14 protein-coding genes are annotated in these 19131 nt (G+C 66.5%); 10 read left to right on the top strand and 4 right to left on the bottom strand.

Features of this window, described 5'->3' with window-relative positions:
- Positions 1–284: 284 nt before the first annotated feature.
- Positions 285–2888, top strand: a complete 2604-nt coding sequence (locus IPM84_04855; protein ID MBK9092099.1) for an ATP-dependent DNA helicase — start codon at positions 285–287, stop codon at positions 2886–2888.
- A gap of 12 nt (positions 2889–2900) precedes the next feature.
- Here IPM84_04855 and IPM84_04850 read toward each other — a convergent pair whose 3' ends face one another.
- From IPM84_04850 to IPM84_04840, 3 genes are all read right to left on the bottom strand, one after another.
- Positions 2901–3554 (bottom strand): hypothetical protein, encoded by a 654-nt coding sequence (locus IPM84_04850; protein ID MBK9092098.1) that lies wholly within the window; start codon positions 3552–3554, stop codon positions 2901–2903.
- A gap of 152 nt (positions 3555–3706) precedes the next feature.
- Positions 3707–4660: an SDR family oxidoreductase gene (locus IPM84_04845; protein ID MBK9092097.1), complete on the bottom strand. Its 954-nt coding sequence runs from the start codon at positions 4658–4660 to the stop codon at positions 3707–3709.
- 140 nt (positions 4661–4800) lie between these two features.
- Positions 4801–7776: an O-antigen ligase family protein gene (locus IPM84_04840; protein MBK9092096.1), complete on the bottom strand. Its 2976-nt coding sequence runs from the start codon at positions 7774–7776 to the stop codon at positions 4801–4803.
- A 178-nt stretch (positions 7777–7954) separates the two neighbouring features.
- On the opposite strand from IPM84_04840, the gene IPM84_04835 reads away from it, so the two are divergent.
- From IPM84_04835 to IPM84_04795, 9 genes are read left to right on the top strand one after another with little or no spacing between them, the layout of a single operon-like run.
- Positions 7955–9421: an aspartate aminotransferase family protein gene (locus IPM84_04835; GenBank protein ID MBK9092095.1), complete on the top strand. Its 1467-nt coding sequence runs from the start codon at positions 7955–7957 to the stop codon at positions 9419–9421.
- A gap of 18 nt (positions 9422–9439) precedes the next feature.
- Positions 9440–10942 (top strand): polysaccharide biosynthesis tyrosine autokinase, encoded by a 1503-nt coding sequence (locus tag IPM84_04830; protein MBK9092094.1) that lies wholly within the window; start codon positions 9440–9442, stop codon positions 10940–10942.
- Complete coding sequence (locus IPM84_04825; GenBank protein ID MBK9092093.1) at positions 10939–12408, top strand: O-antigen ligase family protein; 1470 nt, start codon at positions 10939–10941, stop codon at positions 12406–12408. Before IPM84_04830 ends, IPM84_04825 begins: the two co-directional genes overlap by 4 nt.
- Positions 12405–14051, top strand: a complete 1647-nt coding sequence (locus tag IPM84_04820; GenBank protein ID MBK9092092.1) for a glycosyltransferase family 39 protein — start codon at positions 12405–12407, stop codon at positions 14049–14051. The genes IPM84_04825 and IPM84_04820 overlap by 4 nt, the downstream gene beginning before the upstream one ends.
- 26 nt (positions 14052–14077) lie before the next feature.
- Complete coding sequence (locus IPM84_04815) at positions 14078–14563, top strand: hypothetical protein (GenBank protein ID MBK9092091.1); 486 nt, start codon at positions 14078–14080, stop codon at positions 14561–14563.
- 20 nt (positions 14564–14583) lie between these two features.
- Positions 14584–14862 carry a hypothetical protein gene (locus tag IPM84_04810; GenBank protein MBK9092090.1) on the top strand — a complete coding sequence of 93 codons (279 nt, stop codon included), beginning with the start codon at positions 14584–14586 and terminating at the stop codon, positions 14860–14862.
- A complete protein-coding gene (locus IPM84_04805) occupies positions 14775–15770 on the top strand; it encodes a glycosyltransferase (protein ID MBK9092089.1) in 996 nt (331 codons plus the stop codon). The genes IPM84_04810 and IPM84_04805 overlap by 88 nt, the downstream gene beginning before the upstream one ends.
- A gap of 16 nt (positions 15771–15786) precedes the next feature.
- Positions 15787–16893, top strand: coding sequence for a DUF1972 domain-containing protein (locus IPM84_04800; protein ID MBK9092088.1), 1107 nt, complete (start codon positions 15787–15789; stop codon positions 16891–16893).
- A gap of 14 nt (positions 16894–16907) precedes the next feature.
- Positions 16908–17780, top strand: a complete 873-nt coding sequence (locus IPM84_04795) for a phosphodiester glycosidase family protein (protein MBK9092087.1) — start codon at positions 16908–16910, stop codon at positions 17778–17780.
- Positions 17781–17801: 21 nt separating this feature from the next.
- Here the strand turns inward: IPM84_04795 and IPM84_04790 are convergent, their stop codons facing one another.
- Complete coding sequence (locus tag IPM84_04790) at positions 17802–18704, bottom strand: CHAT domain-containing protein (GenBank protein ID MBK9092086.1); 903 nt, start codon at positions 18702–18704, stop codon at positions 17802–17804.
- Positions 18705–19131 lie beyond the last annotated feature (427 nt).

Here is a 19131-nt window from a genome sequence, read left to right as displayed (position 1 = left end):
CCGCCAGGTCGGCTTGCGCCGACCGACATCGCGTCCACGCAGGTGGACGCCCGGCGGAACGCCCTTTAGGCGCGATTTCAATCGCTCTTTCGAGCCGACCGACATCGCGTCCACGCAGGTGGACGCCCGGCGGAACGCCCGTGAGGTGCGATTTCAATCGCTCGATGCAGCCGACCGGCATCGCGTCCACGCAGGTGGACGCCCGGCGGAACGCCCGTGAGGCGCGATTTCAATCGCTCTTCAATCGCTCGCCTGCAACGGCTTTGTGATCATCCGTAGGCGCCATGAGCCAAACCATACCCGATCCACCGGAAGAAATCGAGGAGAGCAGCCTTGCCGGCAGCGACTACGAGCGCGCGCTGGTGCTGCTGGCTGACCTGCGTGAGCGGCCCGGCACGCCGGACGAAAGCCTGCAGTTGTGGCGCCTGGCCGTGGCCGCAGCCGCCTCTGCTATGACCCGCCGCGGCGAGCGCGCCGAAACGGTATCAGGGATGGTGGCGACGCTGTCCCTTGCGCGCGCCGATCAGCTCATCCAAACATCGCGCGATCTGTTCAAGCAGGCTAATTCACGCGCCTGGCGGGGCGTGATCCTGCTGGCTGAGGCGCTGGCGTTGCGCGCCCGCGTGCTGCGTCTGCCCATCGCCATTGCCGAAGCGCCGGCGCGGCGCGAGCAGGCCATCGGCTTTGCCCTCTCGCAGGCCCAACGCGCGCTCAAGCGCCGCCAGTATCAGCGGGTGCTCAACATCCTGCGCGACCTCCTGACCCTGGCGCCCGACAATCTGGAGGCGCAGGCGCTGCTCGACACCCTGGCGCAGGCGGCCGAGGCGCAGGCGCAACCGCCGCGGCGCCGCGAGCCAGCGCTTACGCTCCGTGAAGAGGACGACGGCGCGCTCATCACGCCGCCGCTGGCGATCTGGGACGAAATTGCGCTGCCGGACGCGGAGCCGGAAGCCGAGCGCACCCCAACCCCCTGGCACGAGGTGGATCTGCGCCAGGTGCTCGGCCCAGGGGGACCGGTGGCGCGCTACCTGGGCGATCGCTACTATTTTCGGCCTGGTCAACTGCAAATGGCCGAGACGGTCATGCAAGCGATGCGCAGCGCCGGGCACGCGCTCATCGAAGCGGGCACCGGTTCCGGCAAGTCGTTTGCCTACCTGGTGCCGGCCATCTGGTCCGGCCAAAAAGTCCTGGTGGCCACGGCCAACAAGCTGCTGCAAGATCAGCTCTGGCTGAAAGACATCCCTGCGCTGCAGCAGGTGGCGCCGCGTCCCTTCAAGGCCGCGCTGCTCAAGGGGCGCAGCAACTACATCTGCAATCGCAAGCTCGACCAGATGGCAAAACGCCCGACCGCCGAACATCAGAATGCCGGGTTCAGCGCCGCGCGCTTCATCGAATGGGCGCAGTCGGATTCGGGCGAAATGGACGCGCTCAACCTGTCGGAGCGCCTGCGGCCGCATCTGACCATCGAAAATCACGAGTGCCTGGGCAATCGCTGCCCGCTGATCCGCCTCTGCTTCTACGAGCGAGCCAAGCGGCGCCTGGATCAGGCCGATGTGGCGGTTGTCAACCATTCGCTGCTGGCGCTCGATCTCAATAGCGAGGCGCCCTTCTTCACTATGCCCGATGTCGTGGTGGTGGACGAAGCGCATGAACTTGCGAGCTACACGGCGACGGCCCTGCAACTGACGCTGACCTATGGCAAGATGCAGGGCATCATCAATTCCAATCACGTCAACTATTACCTGGCCGGCGCACTGCGCGGCCAGTTGCAGAGCGACAACAATACCCTGTTTGCTGATTTGACGGAGAATGCGCCGCGCGAGGCCTTTGGGCGCTGGGAGCTGACGGGCGCCCAGCCAGAAATGGCCCGCATGGCGCTGCATCTGCAAGAGGCCGCCAAGGCCATGCAGGCGATCAAAGCGCCCTACGGCAGTGAGGAGATGAATGCGGAGTTCCGGCGCTTCGTGGAGCACCTGGCGCTGTCGCAGTTCGAGCTGCAGATGATGGCGGCGGAGGTGCCCGCGGGCCGGGTGCGCTTCGTCGAACGCATGAACGCTGGCGACCCGCGCTCGCTTTTCGTCATCCAGCGGCCGCTGGAGGTCAGCGATTTCCTGGCCGAGCACCTTTTCGACAAGGTCAAAACGGTGATCTGCACCTCGGCCACGCTGCGCACGTCGGACGGCTATGAATTCTTCCGCCGCCAGGTGGGTGCGCCGACCGACTGCGTCACGCTCGATGTCCCCAGCCCCTTCGACTATTTCAACAACGTGCTTATCTACACCGCGCCCCATCTGACGCCGCCGGACCGCAACGGCGACGAGGAGACCTATCAACTCGAACTGGCGCGCGAGGTCTACCGGCTGATCACCTACAGCGGCGGGCGCGCGCTGATCCTCTGCACCTCGCTGGCGCGCATGCGCTATCTGTACGACACCGTCAGCCCGCACGTCAAATTTCCGCTGCTCAGGCAGGGAGATGCGCCCCGCGCCGAGCTGATTCGCCAGTTTCAGGCCGCGGGCAATGCGGTGCTCTTCGCCACGCGCTCCTTCTGGCAAGGGATAGACATCCCCGGCGAGGCCCTGAGCCTGGTGGTGATTGACCGCCTGCCCTTCCCTGTGCCTTCCGACCCGGTGGTGGCCGGCCGTGATCGCTTGCTGCGCGCCAGCGGCGGCGAACCGTTCTCCCAACTGATGCTGCCCGAAGCCACCCTGGCCCTCAAGCAGGGCGTCGGCCGCCTGATGCGCTCCGAATCCGATCGCGGCGTCATTGCCCTGCTCGACTCACGCCTCCTGCACAAGTTCTACGGCCGCAGCGTCCTGGCCGCCCTCCCTCCCGGCCGCGTCACCAGCGATCGGCTGGATGTCAAGCGCTTCTTCGATGCTGGATGAGGAATGTCAAATTCAGAAATGGCCTACGCCCGGCGGAAGAATCTCCCGCACGGCCGATTTGACCTTGGGCGTGGGGAAGCGTTTGCTGCGCACGAAGCGCAGGTTGGCGTCGCGCACTTCATAGAAGAGTAGGGGATGCCCGTAGGCGTAGGGGTTCTCCTGCAGCGCCTCTTCGAAGTCCAGCCAGGTGTCGGCAAAGAGCAGGCTGTTGCTGACCATCTGCCAGTGGCCGGCCCGGCGAAAGAGGCAGATCACGTGCGGCGCCATCAACAACCCCTGCTTGCCCCAGGAGAAGGGGTCGGTGATGACCGTCACCACGTAAACCTCAGTGGTCGCGTCGGCAAATGGCTTGATCTGGTTGGCAGCCAGGTAGGCCAGGCCATCGCAATCGTCGCGGAAGGTGCCCCCGCGCGCCCATTGCCACTCGGCGTGCGACAGGCTGGGGAAAATGTCGAACGCGCCGTTGAACGGGTCGGCTCGCCATTCGGTGTGCTGTTCCCACCACTGGGCAAAATCGCGCAGGTCGCCCAGGCCATGCAGGGTGGGCGGCAATCCCGGCCGCGTCAAATTAGCCAGCTTCGACAGCGGCACCTTACCCAGCCGAAACCATCCGCTCAAAACCACAGCGTACAGGGTCAACAACAGTCGTTGCCACGTTGAGTACACGACACCTCCGTAACTACAGAGTACAAAACATCGTCCACTCTAGATTTTAGATTTGTACTTCTGCACTCTGCACTTTGCACTTTGCACTCTGCACTTTGCACTTCTGCCCTCTGCCCTCTGCACTTTGTACTTTGCACTTTGTACTTTGCGTGTTACCCCACCAGGAGACCGCGCGCTTTCATGCGGCGTCTGAAGTCCTCGATCGTGTGCGTCACACCCTCGCGCACTTCGATGCGCGGCTCCCAGCCCAGCACGCGCCGGGCTTTCGAGATGTCTGGCTTGCGCTGCTTGGGATCGTCCACCGGCAAGGCTTTGTAGATGACCCCGGCTCGATTACCGGTCAGCTCATTGACGATGTAAGCGAATTCCAGCATGGTGAACTCGTTGGGGTTGCCGATGTTGACCGGCTGCACTTCGGCGGACATGAGCAGGCGGTAGATGCCGTCCACCTCATCGCTGACAAAGCAGAACGAGCGCGTCTGGCTGCCGTCGCCGTAGACCGTCAACGGTTCCCCGCGCAGGGCTTGCGTCAGGTAATTGGGCACCACGCGGCCATCGTCCAGGCGCATGCGCGGGCCGTAGGTGTTGAAGATGCGCACGATGCGCGTCTCCACGCCGTGATGGAAGTTATAGGCCATGGTCAGCGCCTCAGCAAAGCGCTTGGCCTCATCGTAGACGCCGCGCGGGCCGATCGGATTGACATTGCCCCAGTAGGTCTCTGGCTGCGGATGCACCAACGGGTCGCCGTACACCTCGGAGGTCGAAGCGATCAGGAAGCGCGCGCCCTTGGCCAGCGCCAGGCCGAGCGCATTCAGGGTACCCAGGGAGTTGACCTTCATGATCGGAATGGGAATTTTGGGGAAATCAACGGGACTGGCCGGCGATGCCAGGTGGATGACCGCGTGCAGCGGCCCGGCAAGATAGATGTACTTGGTGACATCATGTTTGATGAACTCGAAATCAGGCCGCCCGTTCAGGTGGGCGATGTTATCGGTGTTGCCGGTGATGAGATTGTCCATCGCGATGACGCTGTGCCCTTCGGCCAACAGCCGGTCGCACAGATGTGACCCGATGAACCCGGCCCCGCCGGTGACAAGAATGCGCATGAATGGTTTCCTTTCTGGTATTCAGGAGATCAGAGATCAGAGATCAGAGATCGGGTGACGATGATTGATTGTTCTGCCGCGAATGGCACGGATGGACAGAAAAAATTCGTGAAAATTCGTGTAATTCGTGGCAAAAAAAATCAAGATTTTGTTTGCGGGGGGGCGCTGAACAGACCGGCGCACAGGCAGAAGAAGAAGGACAGGTCCATCAGGAAGAAGGAATTGTCCACCAGGCCGTGGGCCAACGCGGCGCCCAGCCCGGCCAGCAGGCCCAGGACGGCGGCGCGTTCATTGCCATCTGGCAGCGCCCGATAACAGCGCCAGCCCGCCCGCGCCGCGGCGGTCAGCAGCCAGGCGCCAACCGCCACGCCAGCCAGCCCCAAGCGCGTCCAGAAGTCGAGCAGGATGTTGTGCGGGTGACTCAGGTTGAGTTCCTCCCAGGCGTTGGGCAGCACGTAACGCGTGCGATAAGCGTACAGGAAATTATCCGGGCCAACCCCCAGCCAGGGAAAATCGAGCGCCATCTGCCAGGCGCCGCGCCACAGCTTCAGGCGCAAGAAACTGGTGCCGGTCTGAAAATCGAACAAGCCGGCGAAACGCGCCGCGCCGGTCGCCAGAACGGTGACGAGGCCCACCGCGCCGGCGCCCAATCCGGCGCTCACCACGCGCAAGGTGCGACCGCGGCGCAGCAGGCCAATCACGAGCAGGCCGGCGGGCAGGCCAAGCATAAGCGCGCCACGCGAAAACGTCAAAATCAGGCAGGGCAACACGAGAGCCGCCAGTCCTTCGTAAACCCAGCGCCGGCGCCCCGCGCCAAAGACCGCGACCGCTAACAGCATGGGCAGCACTCGTTCCAGGTAGAGGGCTAGGTTGTTGGGCGAGCCGTAGAAGGCGCGCACCCGGCTCACCCCCTCCGCGCGGATGATGTCCGCACCCAGGATGGCTTGCCCCAGACCCACCAGCGCCACCGCGGCCGCACCCAGCGCCAACCCATCCAGCACGAGCCAAAACGGCGATCCCAGTCCACGCCGGTGGACTTCGCCCTCGTTGCTGCGACTTGCAGTCGCCTGGCCATCCCCCGTCAACAGCCTGCTGACCAGGAAATAGAAGATCGCCGCATCCAGAAATACCGTGCGAAACTCGCGGCTGGCGACGCCGAAATTCGCAGCCTGCAAGGTGCTGAGCAGCGCCACAGCGAGGAACGCCAGCAGGGGAAGGTCGAGGGGGGAGGGAGGAGAGCAGAGACCGGAGACCAGAGACCGGAGACCGGAGACCGGAGACCGGAGATTGGAGACTGGGGAGCGGCGAATTCCCGCCTTCCACGTGCCCGATCTCCGATCTCCGATCCCGAATCTCTCTCCTGCCACCAGGAGGATGAGGCGAGAAAGGATGAAGAACGCCAGGCCCAGCCAGGTCAATAATTCGGGCGAATGTAGGGGCAGGGTGAACGCGATCAGAAACAACATCAACTGCGCGGCCCATTCCAGGAGGATCGCGGCGGTCGTCGCCAACCCGACCATCACGATTGGGTTCACCGTCAAGGCGCGCAGGCGGTTCCAGGACAGCGCCGCAAGACTCCCCAGCAGGCCCCCAATCAGCAAGAGCCAGTCAAATGGACGCGAGAGGCCCGGCGACGGCAGTTCGTCATAGATGGTCAGCGCCAGCAGCGGCCATTGGCCCCAGCCACCCACCGGATGCACCGTCGCCTGGTGCTCGCCGGGCGCCAGGCGGTCGGCCACGGTCACGGTGGCGCGGGCGGCCAGGGGATCGTAGAGTACCAGGATCGCATCGCCGTTTTCCTGGCGGGGCAGCGCGTTGGCGGGCTGGCCGTCCACGCTGATGATCAGGTAGGCCCAGTAGTTGCCCCGTTGCACCTCCAGGTCAAGGCGACGACCGGTGAAGCGGAAGGTCAAGGCGTCGTCAGGGGAGCGCGCCGGATCGGCCGCCAGGGACGTCACGCGCCAGGCGCCGCTGTAGTGCAGCGCAGGGGCCGTTGGCTGATGGCGACCGGGCGCCAAAACGTCGCTGCGCGCGGTCGCGGCCTGGGCCAGGGCAGCCGTCAGCGGGCGCTCGGAACCATCAGGCCGGTGCAGGGCAAAACCCCAGCGCACATCGTCGGCCTGCGCCGGTTGCTCGCCGGCCCACAGCCAGCCGTGCAGCCAGGGCCACGACCGCGCCAGATCGAGCGCCTGCGCGGCGTAAGCGCCCTGCTGCTCCTCAGTCACCGCGGGCCAGGGCGCGGGCGGCCCATTCCAGCCAGCCGGCGGCGCGTACCAACCGGCGGCCGTCGCCCACATCGGCATGGCGGTCAGGCCGCGGCGCGCCAACACGTCGTGCAGCAGTTCCGCGCGGCGGTAGTTGAGCCTGTCGGCCGACGGGCGAGCGTCCGGCGCCTGATCGAAACCATACGGTGCAATCGCCACCGCATCGAACCAGCCGCCAGCCCCGGCCGCCAGCAGTTGCTCCAGGAAGGCGATGTCGCTCAGATTGGCGCCGCCGGTTTCCAGGGTCGGCGCCAGGCTGGCTGTCAGCACCACGGCATTCGGGTCGGCGGCCTTGATCTGCACGTAACCCTCACGCAGCAGGCCGGCGTAAGCGGCGGGGTCAACGAAACGTGCGCCCCAGTGCGGCGCGATGTTCGGCTCGTCCCACACCTGGTAAAAATTGATTTTGCCTGCGTAGCGCGCGGCCACGTGCGCCGCAAAGCGACCGAAGTCGGCGCGTTCCTGCGGCGGCGCCAGGGGATTGGCGCTGTCCACCGCGGCCCGCGCCCAGGCCGGTGAGCCGTCGAGCACCGCGAGGAGTTCGAGGTCATTGGCGTTGGCCGCGGCCACGATGCGATCGTAGGCATCCCAGGTGAACTGACCGGCCGCCGGCTCGATCCGATTCCAGTCGAAGCGTTGGCGCACGGTGGTAAGGCCAAGCTGAGCCAGGCGGCCCAGGGTGCTGTCGAGGGCAGCATCGTCGTGCGTGGTCAGATCCACATTGATGCCGAGGTGCAGGCGCTCCGGCGCCCAGGGCAGCGGCGGCGGCATTGGGCGCGGTTGGCTGAACAGCCAGAGCGCGGCCAGAACCGCGGTGATGCTGACCGCCAACACCACGGCGCGCCAGGGCACGCGAACTCCGGAAATAGTCACCGCTCACCCCGCACCGGCCCCGCCGTGTTGAAAAAACGCATGATCCCCCCGTCACCTGCCTGCGTGACCGGTATTATAGCATTGGAATTCTGAATTCAGCATTCCGCCCGCTCTCTCACTTGGCACTGACGCGCATCTCGGCTATAATCTCGCGGCTATGAGTGAATCAGCACACCTGCCCACCCACGGAAACACGAAAGAAGCCATTCTGGCCCGCATGGCGTCGTTGCGCGACCATGATGTGAACTGGCGCGCGGGACGGGCCTGGAGCCTGGTCTTCAGCGCGGGCGACGAGGTCAGCGAACTGCTGCAGGCGGCGTACACCATGTTCTTCGCCGAAAATGGCCTCAACCCCACCGCGTTCCCCAGTCTGCGCCGCTTCGAAACCGACGTCGTCGCGATGACCGGCCATCTGCTGGGCGCGGCGAACGCCGGTGATGACATCGTCGGCAATATGACCTCCGGCGGCACCGAGAGCCTGCTGCTGGCGGTCAAAACGGCCCGTGATTGGGCGCGCAGCCGCCGGCCCGCCATTCGCACGCCAGAGATGGTGCTGCCGATCACCGCGCATCCGGCCCTGGCCAAAGCCGCCCACTATTTTGGCGTGACCGCCGTCTATGTCCCGGTGCGCGCCGACTTCCGCGCAGACGTGGCCGCGATGACCGCTGCGATCACGCCCAACACCATCCTGCTGGTCGGTTCGGCCCCGTCGTATCCCCAGGGCGTGGTTGACCCCATTCGTGAGCTGGGCCAGGTCGCGCTGGCGCGGGGGCTGCTGCTGCACGTGGATGCCTGCGTGGGCGGCATGATGCTGCCGTTCGCCCGCCGCCTGGGCTATGCCGTCCCGCCCTTCGATCTCAGCGTGCCCGGCGTCACCTCCCTTTCGGTTGACCTGCACAAGTATGGCTACGCGGCCAAAGGCGCCTCGGTCATTCTCTATCGCGGCGCTGACCTGCGCCGCTTTCAGTTCTTCGTGCAAACCGCCTGGCCCGGCGGCATCTACCCGTCACCCACCATGACCGGCACGCGACCGGGCGGCGCCATCGCCGCAGCCTGGGCGGTGATGAATTACCTCGGCGAATCCGGTTATGTCAATCTTGCCGCACAGGTGATGGCCGCCGCGCGCAAACTCAAGCAGGGCATCAACGCCACGCCTGGTCTGCATGTGCTGGGCAGCCCCGATATGAGCGTCCTGGCGATCGGCTCCACGCGCCTGGACATCTACGACGTTGGCGATGAGTTGACCCTGGCCGGTTGGCACCTGGACCGCCAGCAGTCGCCGCCCAGCCTGCACATGACCGTGAACATGGCGCACGTGGCGGTCACCGATTCATTCTTAGCCGATCTGGCCCACGCGGTGCAGCAGGTCAGCCAGCCGGACGCCCGACGCCGCCTGGCCGCCGGCGGACTGCGCGTGGCGCAAAAGGTCGTTCATGCCTTACCGCCGCGCCTGGTCACGCGCCTGACCAGCGTGGCCTCACGCACATTGGGACAGGGCAGCGGCCTGTCCGGTCGCACCGCGCCGATGTATGGCCTGATTGGCTCCCTGCCCAGCCAGGACAACGTGGATGACCTGGTGCTCGACCTGCTCGATCAACTGACCAGGCCCACCCTGGAATCCTAAACAACCTGAAAGAGTCCGGTGCCTGATTTCATCTTTTTCGCTCATTTTCTGCGCCGGCGAGCCTGGCTGCTGCTGGCTGCGCCGATCCTGTACGGCCTGGTCGCCTTTGGCTGGAGCCAGCGCCTCGCCCCTGTCTATCAAGCCCAAGCCATGCTGCAGGTCAGCCCAGCCAGCCTGAGCAGCGGGGACATCGGCGCCATTGCGGCCAGCGAACGCCTGGCTTCCACCTACGCGCAGATTATCGTGCAGCCGGCCACCCTGGAGGCCACGATTGCCCGCCTGAGCCAGGACGGCGCCGCGCCCACCTGGCCTTTGGCTGTGACCGCCGAACCGATTCGCGAGACACAGTTGATCCGTCTGCGCGTCGAAGGCCCGTCACCGGCCGCGGCCGCGCAGGTGGCTGATGCTGTGGCGCAGACGTTCATCGAAACCAACCGCATGCGCCAAGTGGCCCGCTTTGCCGCGTCCAAGACCAATCTGGAGCAGCAGATGGCGGCGCTGGAGACGCAAATCAAGCAGGAGGCGGCGGGCAGCGCCAGCTCGGAGGTGCTTTCACGCCTGCGCCAGTCGCTGAGTGCGCTGACTGCCAGCTATGAGACGGTGCGCCTGGCCGAGGCGCAGGCCAGCGATAACGTGACGGTGGTGCAACCGGCGCGTGCCTCGGCCCGACCGCTGCGCCCGCGCCCGCTGTTCAATGCCCTGGCGGCCGCGATCGTGGGCCTGACGATGGCCCTGGCCGCCGCGCTGCTGTTGGAAGCGCTGGATGATCGGCTCAACAGCGCCGAACGAGTCACTGCGGCCATTGCCCTGCCCGTTCTCGCCGCCGTGGGGCGCAGCAGCAGCCTGGACCAGAGCGGACTGGTGGTCAGCCAGGCCCCTCATTCGGCGGCGGCCGAGGCCTACCGCATGTTGCGCGCCAATTTGCGTTTCACCAGCCTGGACCGGCCCCTGCGCACGCTCAGCGTGGTCAGCGCGGAGCCGGGTGAGGGCAAAACCACCACGGCCGCCAACCTGGCCGTGGCCCTGGCGCACGCGGGCCAGCGCGTCATCCTGGTGGATGCCGATCTGCGCCGCCCGCGCCTGCACACCGTGTTTGGCGTCAGCAACAACCTGGGCCTGACCACCGCCTTGCTGCCCGACGGCGGCCCGCTGACAGCCCATCTGCAGCCGACGGCCGTGCCTGGCCTGCACCTGCTGACCAGCGGACCGCAGCCGCCCAATCCGGCTGAACTGATCGGCTCCGAGCGCATGGTTGCGCTGCTGTCTGACCTGCGCCAGGCGGCCGATGTGATCGTACTCGATACGCCGCCCGTGCTGGCGGTGGCAGATGCCGCGCTGCTGGCGCACGCCAGCGACGCCACCCTGCTGGTCGTGGATGCCCAGGGCACCCGGCGCCGGTCCGCACAGCGCGCCATGGCTCTGCTCACGACGGCCGGCGCGCACGTGGTGGGCGCGGTACTCAATCGGCTGCCGCTGCCCGCTGGAACCTATGGGCAGTATTACGGCCCGACCGCCCCTTGAACGCCATGCTGCACCAGGTCAAGCAATCCTCCTCCATCATGCACCCTCCGCTCGTCTACGCGCTGCTGGCGTTGGCGAGCCTGCCGGTGGCTCTGCTGCTGACGTGGCTTGGCCCCATGTGGGTGTTGGCCGCCGCGCTGGCCGGCCTGGGGCTGATCGTCGCCCTGTTGACGTGGCCGGCGTCCGGGTTGTGGGTCATCATCCTGGCCGCGGGCGCCAACCGCTACGAGCTGACGATTGGCGGCTTCAGCCTTTACGCCGAATACCTGGCGCTGGCCCTGGTCGGCACGCTGCTGGCCGTGGATGTGGTCGCAGGGCGCCGGCGTTGGCGCTGGCCGTTGACCGGCTGGCCCTTGCTCGCCTGGCTGGTCATCGGGCTGGCCGCGTCGCTCATGCACGCGCCCAACGTGACCAACAGTCTGGCGCTTTGGACCAAACTGGTGCTGGTCGTGACGATCTACCTCGTCACCGCTAACCTGGCGTCGGCGGAACCGGCGCCGGGCGCGCCCGGCCGCTGGCGCAACCTGGACGCCAACCAGGCAGCGTGGGTGCAGATGCTCATCGGCGCGGGGGTGGCGGCTTTCGGCCTGCTGAGCGCGGTCGCCTGGCCGCTCCTGCACCTCAACCTGGGCGTCGTCTTCAAGACCGATGGCGGCTTCGTGCCCACCGGCAGCCAGTGGGAGCCAAACATCTACGGTTCCTACTGCCTGGCCGTGGCGCTGCTGGCCCTGCCGATCAGCCTGCTTACGGAGCGACTGCCGTGGCGCTGGCGCCTGGCGGCCTGGGCGGCGCTGACGTTGGGCCTGGGCGGCCTGGTCGCCAGCCTGACGCGCACGGCCTGGCTGGGATTTGCCCTGGCTGGCAGCCTGGCGCTGATCGCCTGGGCCTGGCGGCATCCGCGCACGGCGCTGGTCGCGGGCGCGGGTCTGGGCCTCGTCGGTCTCTGCCTGGTCGCCCTCTTCGGCTGGTCCGACCTGCGTTTTCTCGTGCCACAGGTGGATTTGAGCAGCGGCGGCGCGCTGGCCCAGCGTCTGGCGACCTTCGGCAACCTGGCAGACGATGGCAACGTGTGGGTGCGCGGCGAAATCCTGCGCCACGCGCTCAGCGTGTGGCCGCAGCATCCCTGGATCGGTTGGGGCATCGGCGCGTACAGCCAGGTTTACTACTATCCCAACGCCAACACCACCTCCTGGATTCCCAACCTGTTCATCCATCAACTGTACAACACCGGCATCCTCGGTCTCGGCGCTTTTGTGCTGGCATTGGCGCTGGCCGGCTGGCGCGGTTTCCAGGCCTGGCGTCGCAGTCAGGGCCTGTCGCGTGCCGTGCTAGGAGGACTGCTGCTAGCGCTGGTGGGCCTGCTGGTGGCGTTTCAGGCCACGGAGGCCAGTTGGCTCGCCTACTTCTGGATCTACCTGGGTCTGCTGGAGTCGGCGGCCGCCCCGATCCTGGAGCGCGCCGCATGAAACTACCGGGTTCAGGGCCAGCGTGGATGCGACGCGACGCGGCGTTTCTCTTCATCCTCCTCCTGGCTGCGTTCGTGCGCAGCATTGGGTTGAATCGGGGCTTGTGGCTGGACGAGATCGCCAACGTCGGCATGCTGACAAGGCCGGCTATTGCGGCGCTTTTCAATGTCGAGATTACGACCGCACGCTCGCCGCTCTTTTTTGCGCTCTATCGGCCCTGGCTGGCGCTGGCGGGCGACAGCGCGGTCGCCGCGCGCTGGCCGGCGCTGCTGTGCGGGGTGCTGAGCGTGGCGTTGATCTGGCGCGTGGCGCGGGCGTGGGCGGGGCCGCGCGCGGGTTACGCGGCGGCGCTGCTGCTGGCGTTGAACCCGCTGCACATCTGGTACAGCCAGGAAGCATCGTTTTATACTTTTGTGGGCGCGTTGGCGCTGTTGGTGGTGTGCCTCTCCTCACCCCCGGCCCCTCTCCTCTCCGCACGGCGGAGAGGAGAGGGGGGAGACCGCACCTCACCCCCGGCCCCTCTCCTCTCCGCACAGCGGAGAGGAGAGGGGGGAGACCGCACCTCACCCCCGGCCCCTCTCCTCTCCGTACGGCGACGCCTCTCCTCACCCCCGGCCCCTCTCCTCTCCGCACAGCGACGCCTCTCCTCACCCCCGGCCCCTCTCCTCTCCGCACGGCGGAGAGGAGAGGGGGGAGACCGCACCTCACCCCCGGCCCCTCTCCTCTCCGTACGGCGGAGAGGAGAGGGGGGAGAGGTATGGGATGGGGAACCTGGTGGGCGCTGGCGGCTGTTGGGGCTTGGCCTGGCGCTGCTGCTGGCCGCGTCGCTGTGGACGGTCTTTCTCGTGGCGGCGCTGGGGTTGTGGGTGCTGATCTGGCAGCGCGAGCGCGGTCGCTTTTTTCTGACGGCGTTGGCGTTGGCGCTGCTGCTGAGCGCGCCCGCGCTGGCCGTTTATCTGGCTGGCGCGGCCGCAGGTTGGTCAACTCCCGTCACGCGGCCGGGGCTGCCGTTGGCGCAGGTGGCCTACTCGCTGCTGACCCTGAACTGGGGCTTTGCGGTTGGCCCGCCGCCGGAGGCGCTGCGCCAGGCGCTCGCCAACGGCGCGGGGCTGCGCGACCTGCTGCTGCAACACCTGGGCTGGCTCTTCCTCGCCGCGTCACCCTGGATCATCCTTCCCCTACTCGCCTATCGCGCCCGGCTGCCTCGATTCTCGATCTCCCCTCTCCGCTCTCCAATCTCCCCTCTCCAATCTCCGGTCTCCAATCTCTGCTCTCCGTCCTCCGATCTCCAATCTCCGTCCTCCGATCTCCAATCTCCGTCCTCCGATCTCCAATCTCCGTCCTCCGCTCTCCGCTCTCCGTCCTCCGGTCTCCAATCTCCGTCCTCCGGTCTCCAATCTCCGTCCTCCGGTCTCCAATCTCCGTCCTCCGGTCTCCAATCTCCGGCCTCCAATCTCCGCTCTCCCTCCTCCGATCTCCAATCTCCGGTCTCCCCTCTCCGCTCTCCACTCTCCACTCCCCCCTTCTCCCCCTCTCCCCCTCTCCCCCTCTCCCCCTCTCCCCTCTCCCCTTCTCCCCTTCTCCGCTCTCCGCTCTCCTCCTCCTCTGGCTCACCATCCCCCTGCTCGGCGCCAATCTGCTGACTTGGTGGGCGCAGACGAACTTCAATGTGCGCTATGTGCTGTTTGCTCTGCCGGCCTTGCTCTTGTGGCTGGCGGTGCAGGATCGGCGACTGGTGGGGATGGCTGTGGCGCTGTCGGCGGTTTTTTGGCTCAGGGGCGTGAGCGATCCGGCTTTTGCGCAGGAGGATTTGCAGCAGCCGGCGCAGTTCCTGCAGAGCGCGGTGCAGCCTGCGGACGTGCTCCTGCTGCGTGCGCCGGAAGTTTATTTGCTGGCGCCGTTGGCGTTCTACGGCACACCACCTGGCGCGATCGCGTGGTACAATGGCGACACGGCGCAGCGCCAGACGCCCGCGGTGTTTGTCGCTCAACAGGCCGCCGGGCATTGCCGCATTTGGCTCTGGTCCGCTCGGGCCTGGCTGGTGGATCGCGACGATGCGCTGACCGCCGGCCTGGCCGCATTCTCGACGCCGGTCATGACCTGGCGCTGGCCGGGCAGCGAACTGACGCTCTTTCAGCGTGCGCCATGTCTGTAGCGAAGAGGACTTCCGCGGTCTTGAAAATTCCGGCGGCCGCCGGTCGCCGCGTCGTTTTCATCAACGCCACCGGCTACTGGGCGGGCGCGGAGGCGATGCTGCTCGACCTGGCGACGCATCTGGACCCGGCGGCTTGGCGACCGCTGGTGCTGCTGCCCTTTGCCGGGCCGTTCAGCCAGGCCCTGACGCAGGCCGGCGTGCCCTGGCGCGTGTGGCCGTTGGCCGCGCCGCGCACCAGGCAAGATTTACGCTCCCGCGGGCGTTGGCGGGCCTGGCGCTGCGGCTGCCACCGTCGGTGATGCGCCTGGCCGCGTGGCTGCGAAAGGAGCAGGCGGCGCTGGTGCATACCAACAGCAGCGCCGCGCTGGACGGTGCTCTGGCCGCACGGCTGGCCGGCCTGCCGCACGTCTGGCACGTGCGCGAACGCCTGCCGGTGGGCAACCGTCTGCGTGACCTGCTTTGCCGGGCCATGCTCAGCCTGTCTGTCGCGGTCATCGTCAACAGCCGGGCTGTGGCCAGCCAGTGGGGTCGCCGGCGGACCGACCCTCGCCTGCATGTGGCGGCGGATGGGCTGGATCTGGCGGCATTTACCCCGCGACGACCTGCGGCTGCGGTGCGCGCCGAGTTGGGGCTGGGCGCCGCGCCGGTGGTCGGCATGGTCGGCCGCATCGCCCCGATCAAGGGGCAGGCGGTTTTCCTGGACGCGGCCGCCCGCCTGAGCAGCCAATGGCCCACCGCGCGCTTCGTGCTGGTGGGCGGCGCACTGCCGGTGTATGAACCGCTGCGCCAGGCCCTGCTGGCACAGGCCAACAGCGGGCCGCTGGCCGGCCGCGTGATTTTCACCGGTGAGGTGCCGCGGGCGCAGGTGCCGGAGATCATGCAGACCTTTGATGTGCTGGCCGTGCCGACCACCACGATGGAAGGCTTTGGCCTGACCGTGCTGGAAGGCATGGCGCTGGGACTGCCGGTGGTGGCGACGCGGGGCGGGCCGGAGGACTTGATCATGGAAGACGAGACCGGCTACCTGGTGGCGCCAGGCGACGCGGCGATGTTGGCCGCGGCGCTGGCCCGCCTGTTGGGCGATCCGGCGCAGGCCCGGCGTCTGGGCGCTGCCGGGCGGACGCGCGTCGCCGGCCAATTCACGCTGGCGCAGCACGTGCAGCGCATAGAGGCGGTCTACGCCGCGCTGACTGAACTAAATCCGTAAGAGCTGGGAAGAACGTATGAGAATTGCACTGATGGGCGGCCGCGGTATTCCCGCGAACTACGGCGGCTTCGAGACGATGATGGAAGAGTTGAGCGCCCACCTGGCCGGCCGCGGGCATGAGGTGACGGTCTACTGCCGCGTGCCGCATATCCAGGTCGCGGGCAACCGCTACCGCGGGGTGCGCCTGGTCAAGCTGCCCACCCTGCGCCACAAGCACCTGGATACCATCGTTCACACCACGCTGAGCGCGCTGCATGCGCTGGGCCAGGGTTATGACCTGGTGCTGATGGTCATCGCGGGCAACAGCATCGTGAGCTGGATTCCGCGCCTGGCCGGGCAGAAGGTCATCCTGCATGTGGACGGCCTGGATTGGCGGCGGGCCAAGTGGGGCGCGTGGGCGGCGCGCTACATTCAGATGGCCGAACACCTGGCGCTGCGCCTGCCCAACGCCTTCATCACCGATTCGCAGGTGGTTGCGGCCTACTATCAGAACCGCTTTCAGCGCGCGCCGGCCGCGGTCATTGCCTACGGCGCGGACATCGGCCGCCTGCCGCCCGGCGAAACCCTGAGCCGCTTCGGGCTGGAGCCGCAGCGTTATGTCCTCTTCGTGGGACGACTGGTGCCCGAAAACTGCGTCCATCACCTGATCGAGGCCTGCCAGGGGCTGGACAGCGGCTACCGCTGCGTGGTGGTGGGCGATGCGCCGTACCAGGCCGACTACATTGCCCATCTGCACCGCCTGGCCGGGCCGAGCACGTTGTTCACCGGCTATGTCTTCGGCCAGGGCTACCGGGAGCTGTGCAGCAATGCCTATCTGTTCGTCGAGCCATCGGAGGTGGGCGGCACCCACCCGGCTCTGCTGGAAGCGATGGCCCTGGGCAACTGCGTCGTTGCCAACGACATCCCCGAAAATCGGGAGGCCATCGGTGATGCGGGGCTGGTCTACGATGGCCGTCAAGGCAGCGCGGGGCTGAAACCGGTGCTGGATCATTTGCTGGCCTCGCCGCAAACCGTGGAGACGTACCGCCGCCGCGCTCTGGCGCACGCGGACGCGCACTACCGCTGGGAACAGATCACCGATCGCTACGAAGAGCTGTTCACGCGCATCCTGCACGGGGCCTAAGGCGGCACATCAGCATGTCACACCCATCGGCCAACAGGTTCATTGAACTTCACAGCTTCCGCCGCGTGCGCACGATGCCAGGCGTGGCGACTCAGCTCATCCTCTGCCTTCTGTGCATCCTGCTCGCTGCGTGCGAGGTTCCCACGCCCCAACTCCAGGACCCCACGCCGGCGCTTCTCACGCCCATCACGGCCCCGCCGACGCGAGGGGATCCCAACCTGGACAGCGGTTGGCAGCCGCTCTTCGCCGGCGCAGAGATTCGCCGCAATCTGGGCCAAGCGGCGCGGTTGGCCTTGCGCCTCGATCCGACCGTGGTGCGTTTCGATATCGCGTTCAGCGCCAATCCCGATCAGATGCAAACGGTGGGGGCCTGGCTGAACGAACGGGACGCGCTGGCGGCCATCAACTGCGGCTTCTACCTGACCACCGACCAGAATGAAAATCGCCACATCGGTCTGCTGGCCGGACCGGAAGGGGTGCTGGCGCCGCTGCGGGCCGGTTGGGGCGGCGTGCTGCTGGTGCGCGGCAACAAGGCCAGCCTGGCCGCGGCGCCGGGCAGCGTCAGCGATGCTTTGCGCCTGGGCTTGCAGGGCTGGCCCATGTTGGTGCGCGGCGGTCAGCCGGTGTCCGGCCTGAACGACAGCGACCCTGCGGCCCGCACCGCGGCGGGGGTGGACAGCCAGGGCCGCGTCATCTTCATCGCCGATGTCACCTCCGCCACCCTGGCCGGGTTTGCGGCCTTCCTGGCCGCGTCCGACCTGGGCCTGGTGCAGGCCGTCAACCTGGACGGCGGGTCATCCACCGGCCTGCGCTACCGCGCCGCGGTCAACGCCCCATCGTCCGGCTACGACAGCTTCTTCGTCCCCTGCGCGGTGGTGGTCAGGTGATGTAGAGGAACCGATTGACGACTAAACCTCACCTAGCGAGCCCATCGCACAGAGGCGACGCCGTCGCGAAGGGGGCCACTCAGATGTTGCCGCACCGGCGCGAGCGGATCTTGCTTGGTGCTGACCCGCAGTTCGCCCTTGCCCGTGTGGCACCGTGCGGTGCTGTCGGACTCGCAGAGCAGGCGCCGAACCTGTCCCCATTGCTGGAACCGCTGCACTGACCGTTGGTGTAGTGAAAGCAAGCGCCGGCGTGGGGGCAGTTAGGGTTGCCAGCGATCTGGTTGCGGTGATGCTGCTGGCCGTAGAGGTCGAAGAGCGGTCAACTCCACGCCATGGCAAGAATTGCCAACCGATTACACCTATGAGAGCGACCAGCGCCAGTGTCAACCCAAACCAGGCCCATGTACGACTGCGCGCTGGCTGCCGGGTGGAATCTGCAGGTTGCGCCGGTTGCGCCTGGGCGTTCGCAGGTTGAATGTGCGGAACTACTGGGGGTGCGATCGCTGTCTGGGTCTGTGGAACGCGTTCAGGCAATGCTTGGGCGGCAAATGGATCAGAGGCCGCGGCGCTCACCACCGGCCCTCCGGCCCCCCGGCGGGCCCCATTCAGATCGTTGCTGATGAAGATTGACTTGCGGGCCTCCGCCAGCGCAGCGTCAACCGGGTATCCGTCTGCCAGGGCCTGATAGAATGAATGCGTCAGAACGATGGCGGTCTTATCTGTTACTTCGAACTGCATAGCAATGACAGCGGGGATGCCTTGTTGTAGTAGACTTTGACAAACGCCGCCAAACGGATCGCTGCGAGAGGCTCGTCCCCCTTCACAGGCATTCAACACGGCGAGACGCAGTGACTTGTGGTCGTGTAAAAGGGTGCCGAGGCGAAAGGCATTGATTGCCTGGCTGTGACCTGTTTCGTCTTCCATGAAAAGAATGCCGCTGCCGGCAGCCGGATCAAAACCGCCGCCAGGGGGGGGGGAGGTTGGGGGGGTGCGCTGACCCAGAGAGAGGGGAAATTGGGGGATGCTGGGGTGCGCTGCTGCATAGTGGTGAGTGTACAAGTCTCGAGACGGTCCATCACCAGTAGGCCCTTTTGTTCCAGGTCAGAGACAGCTTCTTTGAGTTTTGCCCATTCTTGTTCTGTGTCAAGTGGATTGAGGTCGGAAGGGCTGGCGATCATGACTAACGCGGAGAGCGGAGGATGCACTGTCAAAGGCGTGATTGCCTCTGGCAGATCGAGGTAGCGGACGATGGGTGTATCAATAGAAAGTGCAAGGAAACGGTTTGTCAGGCTGTCGAAGAGATACTCCCAGGGAATGTCAATGAGAGATGGTGAGGCGCAGTCGGACCCGT

Origin of the sequence: Candidatus Amarolinea dominans, from assembly GCA_016719785.1 — a bacterium.
Lineage (GTDB): Bacteria > Chloroflexota > Anaerolineae > SSC4 > Amarolineaceae > Amarolinea > Amarolinea dominans.
This window is presented reverse-complemented; position numbering and strand designations above follow the sequence as displayed.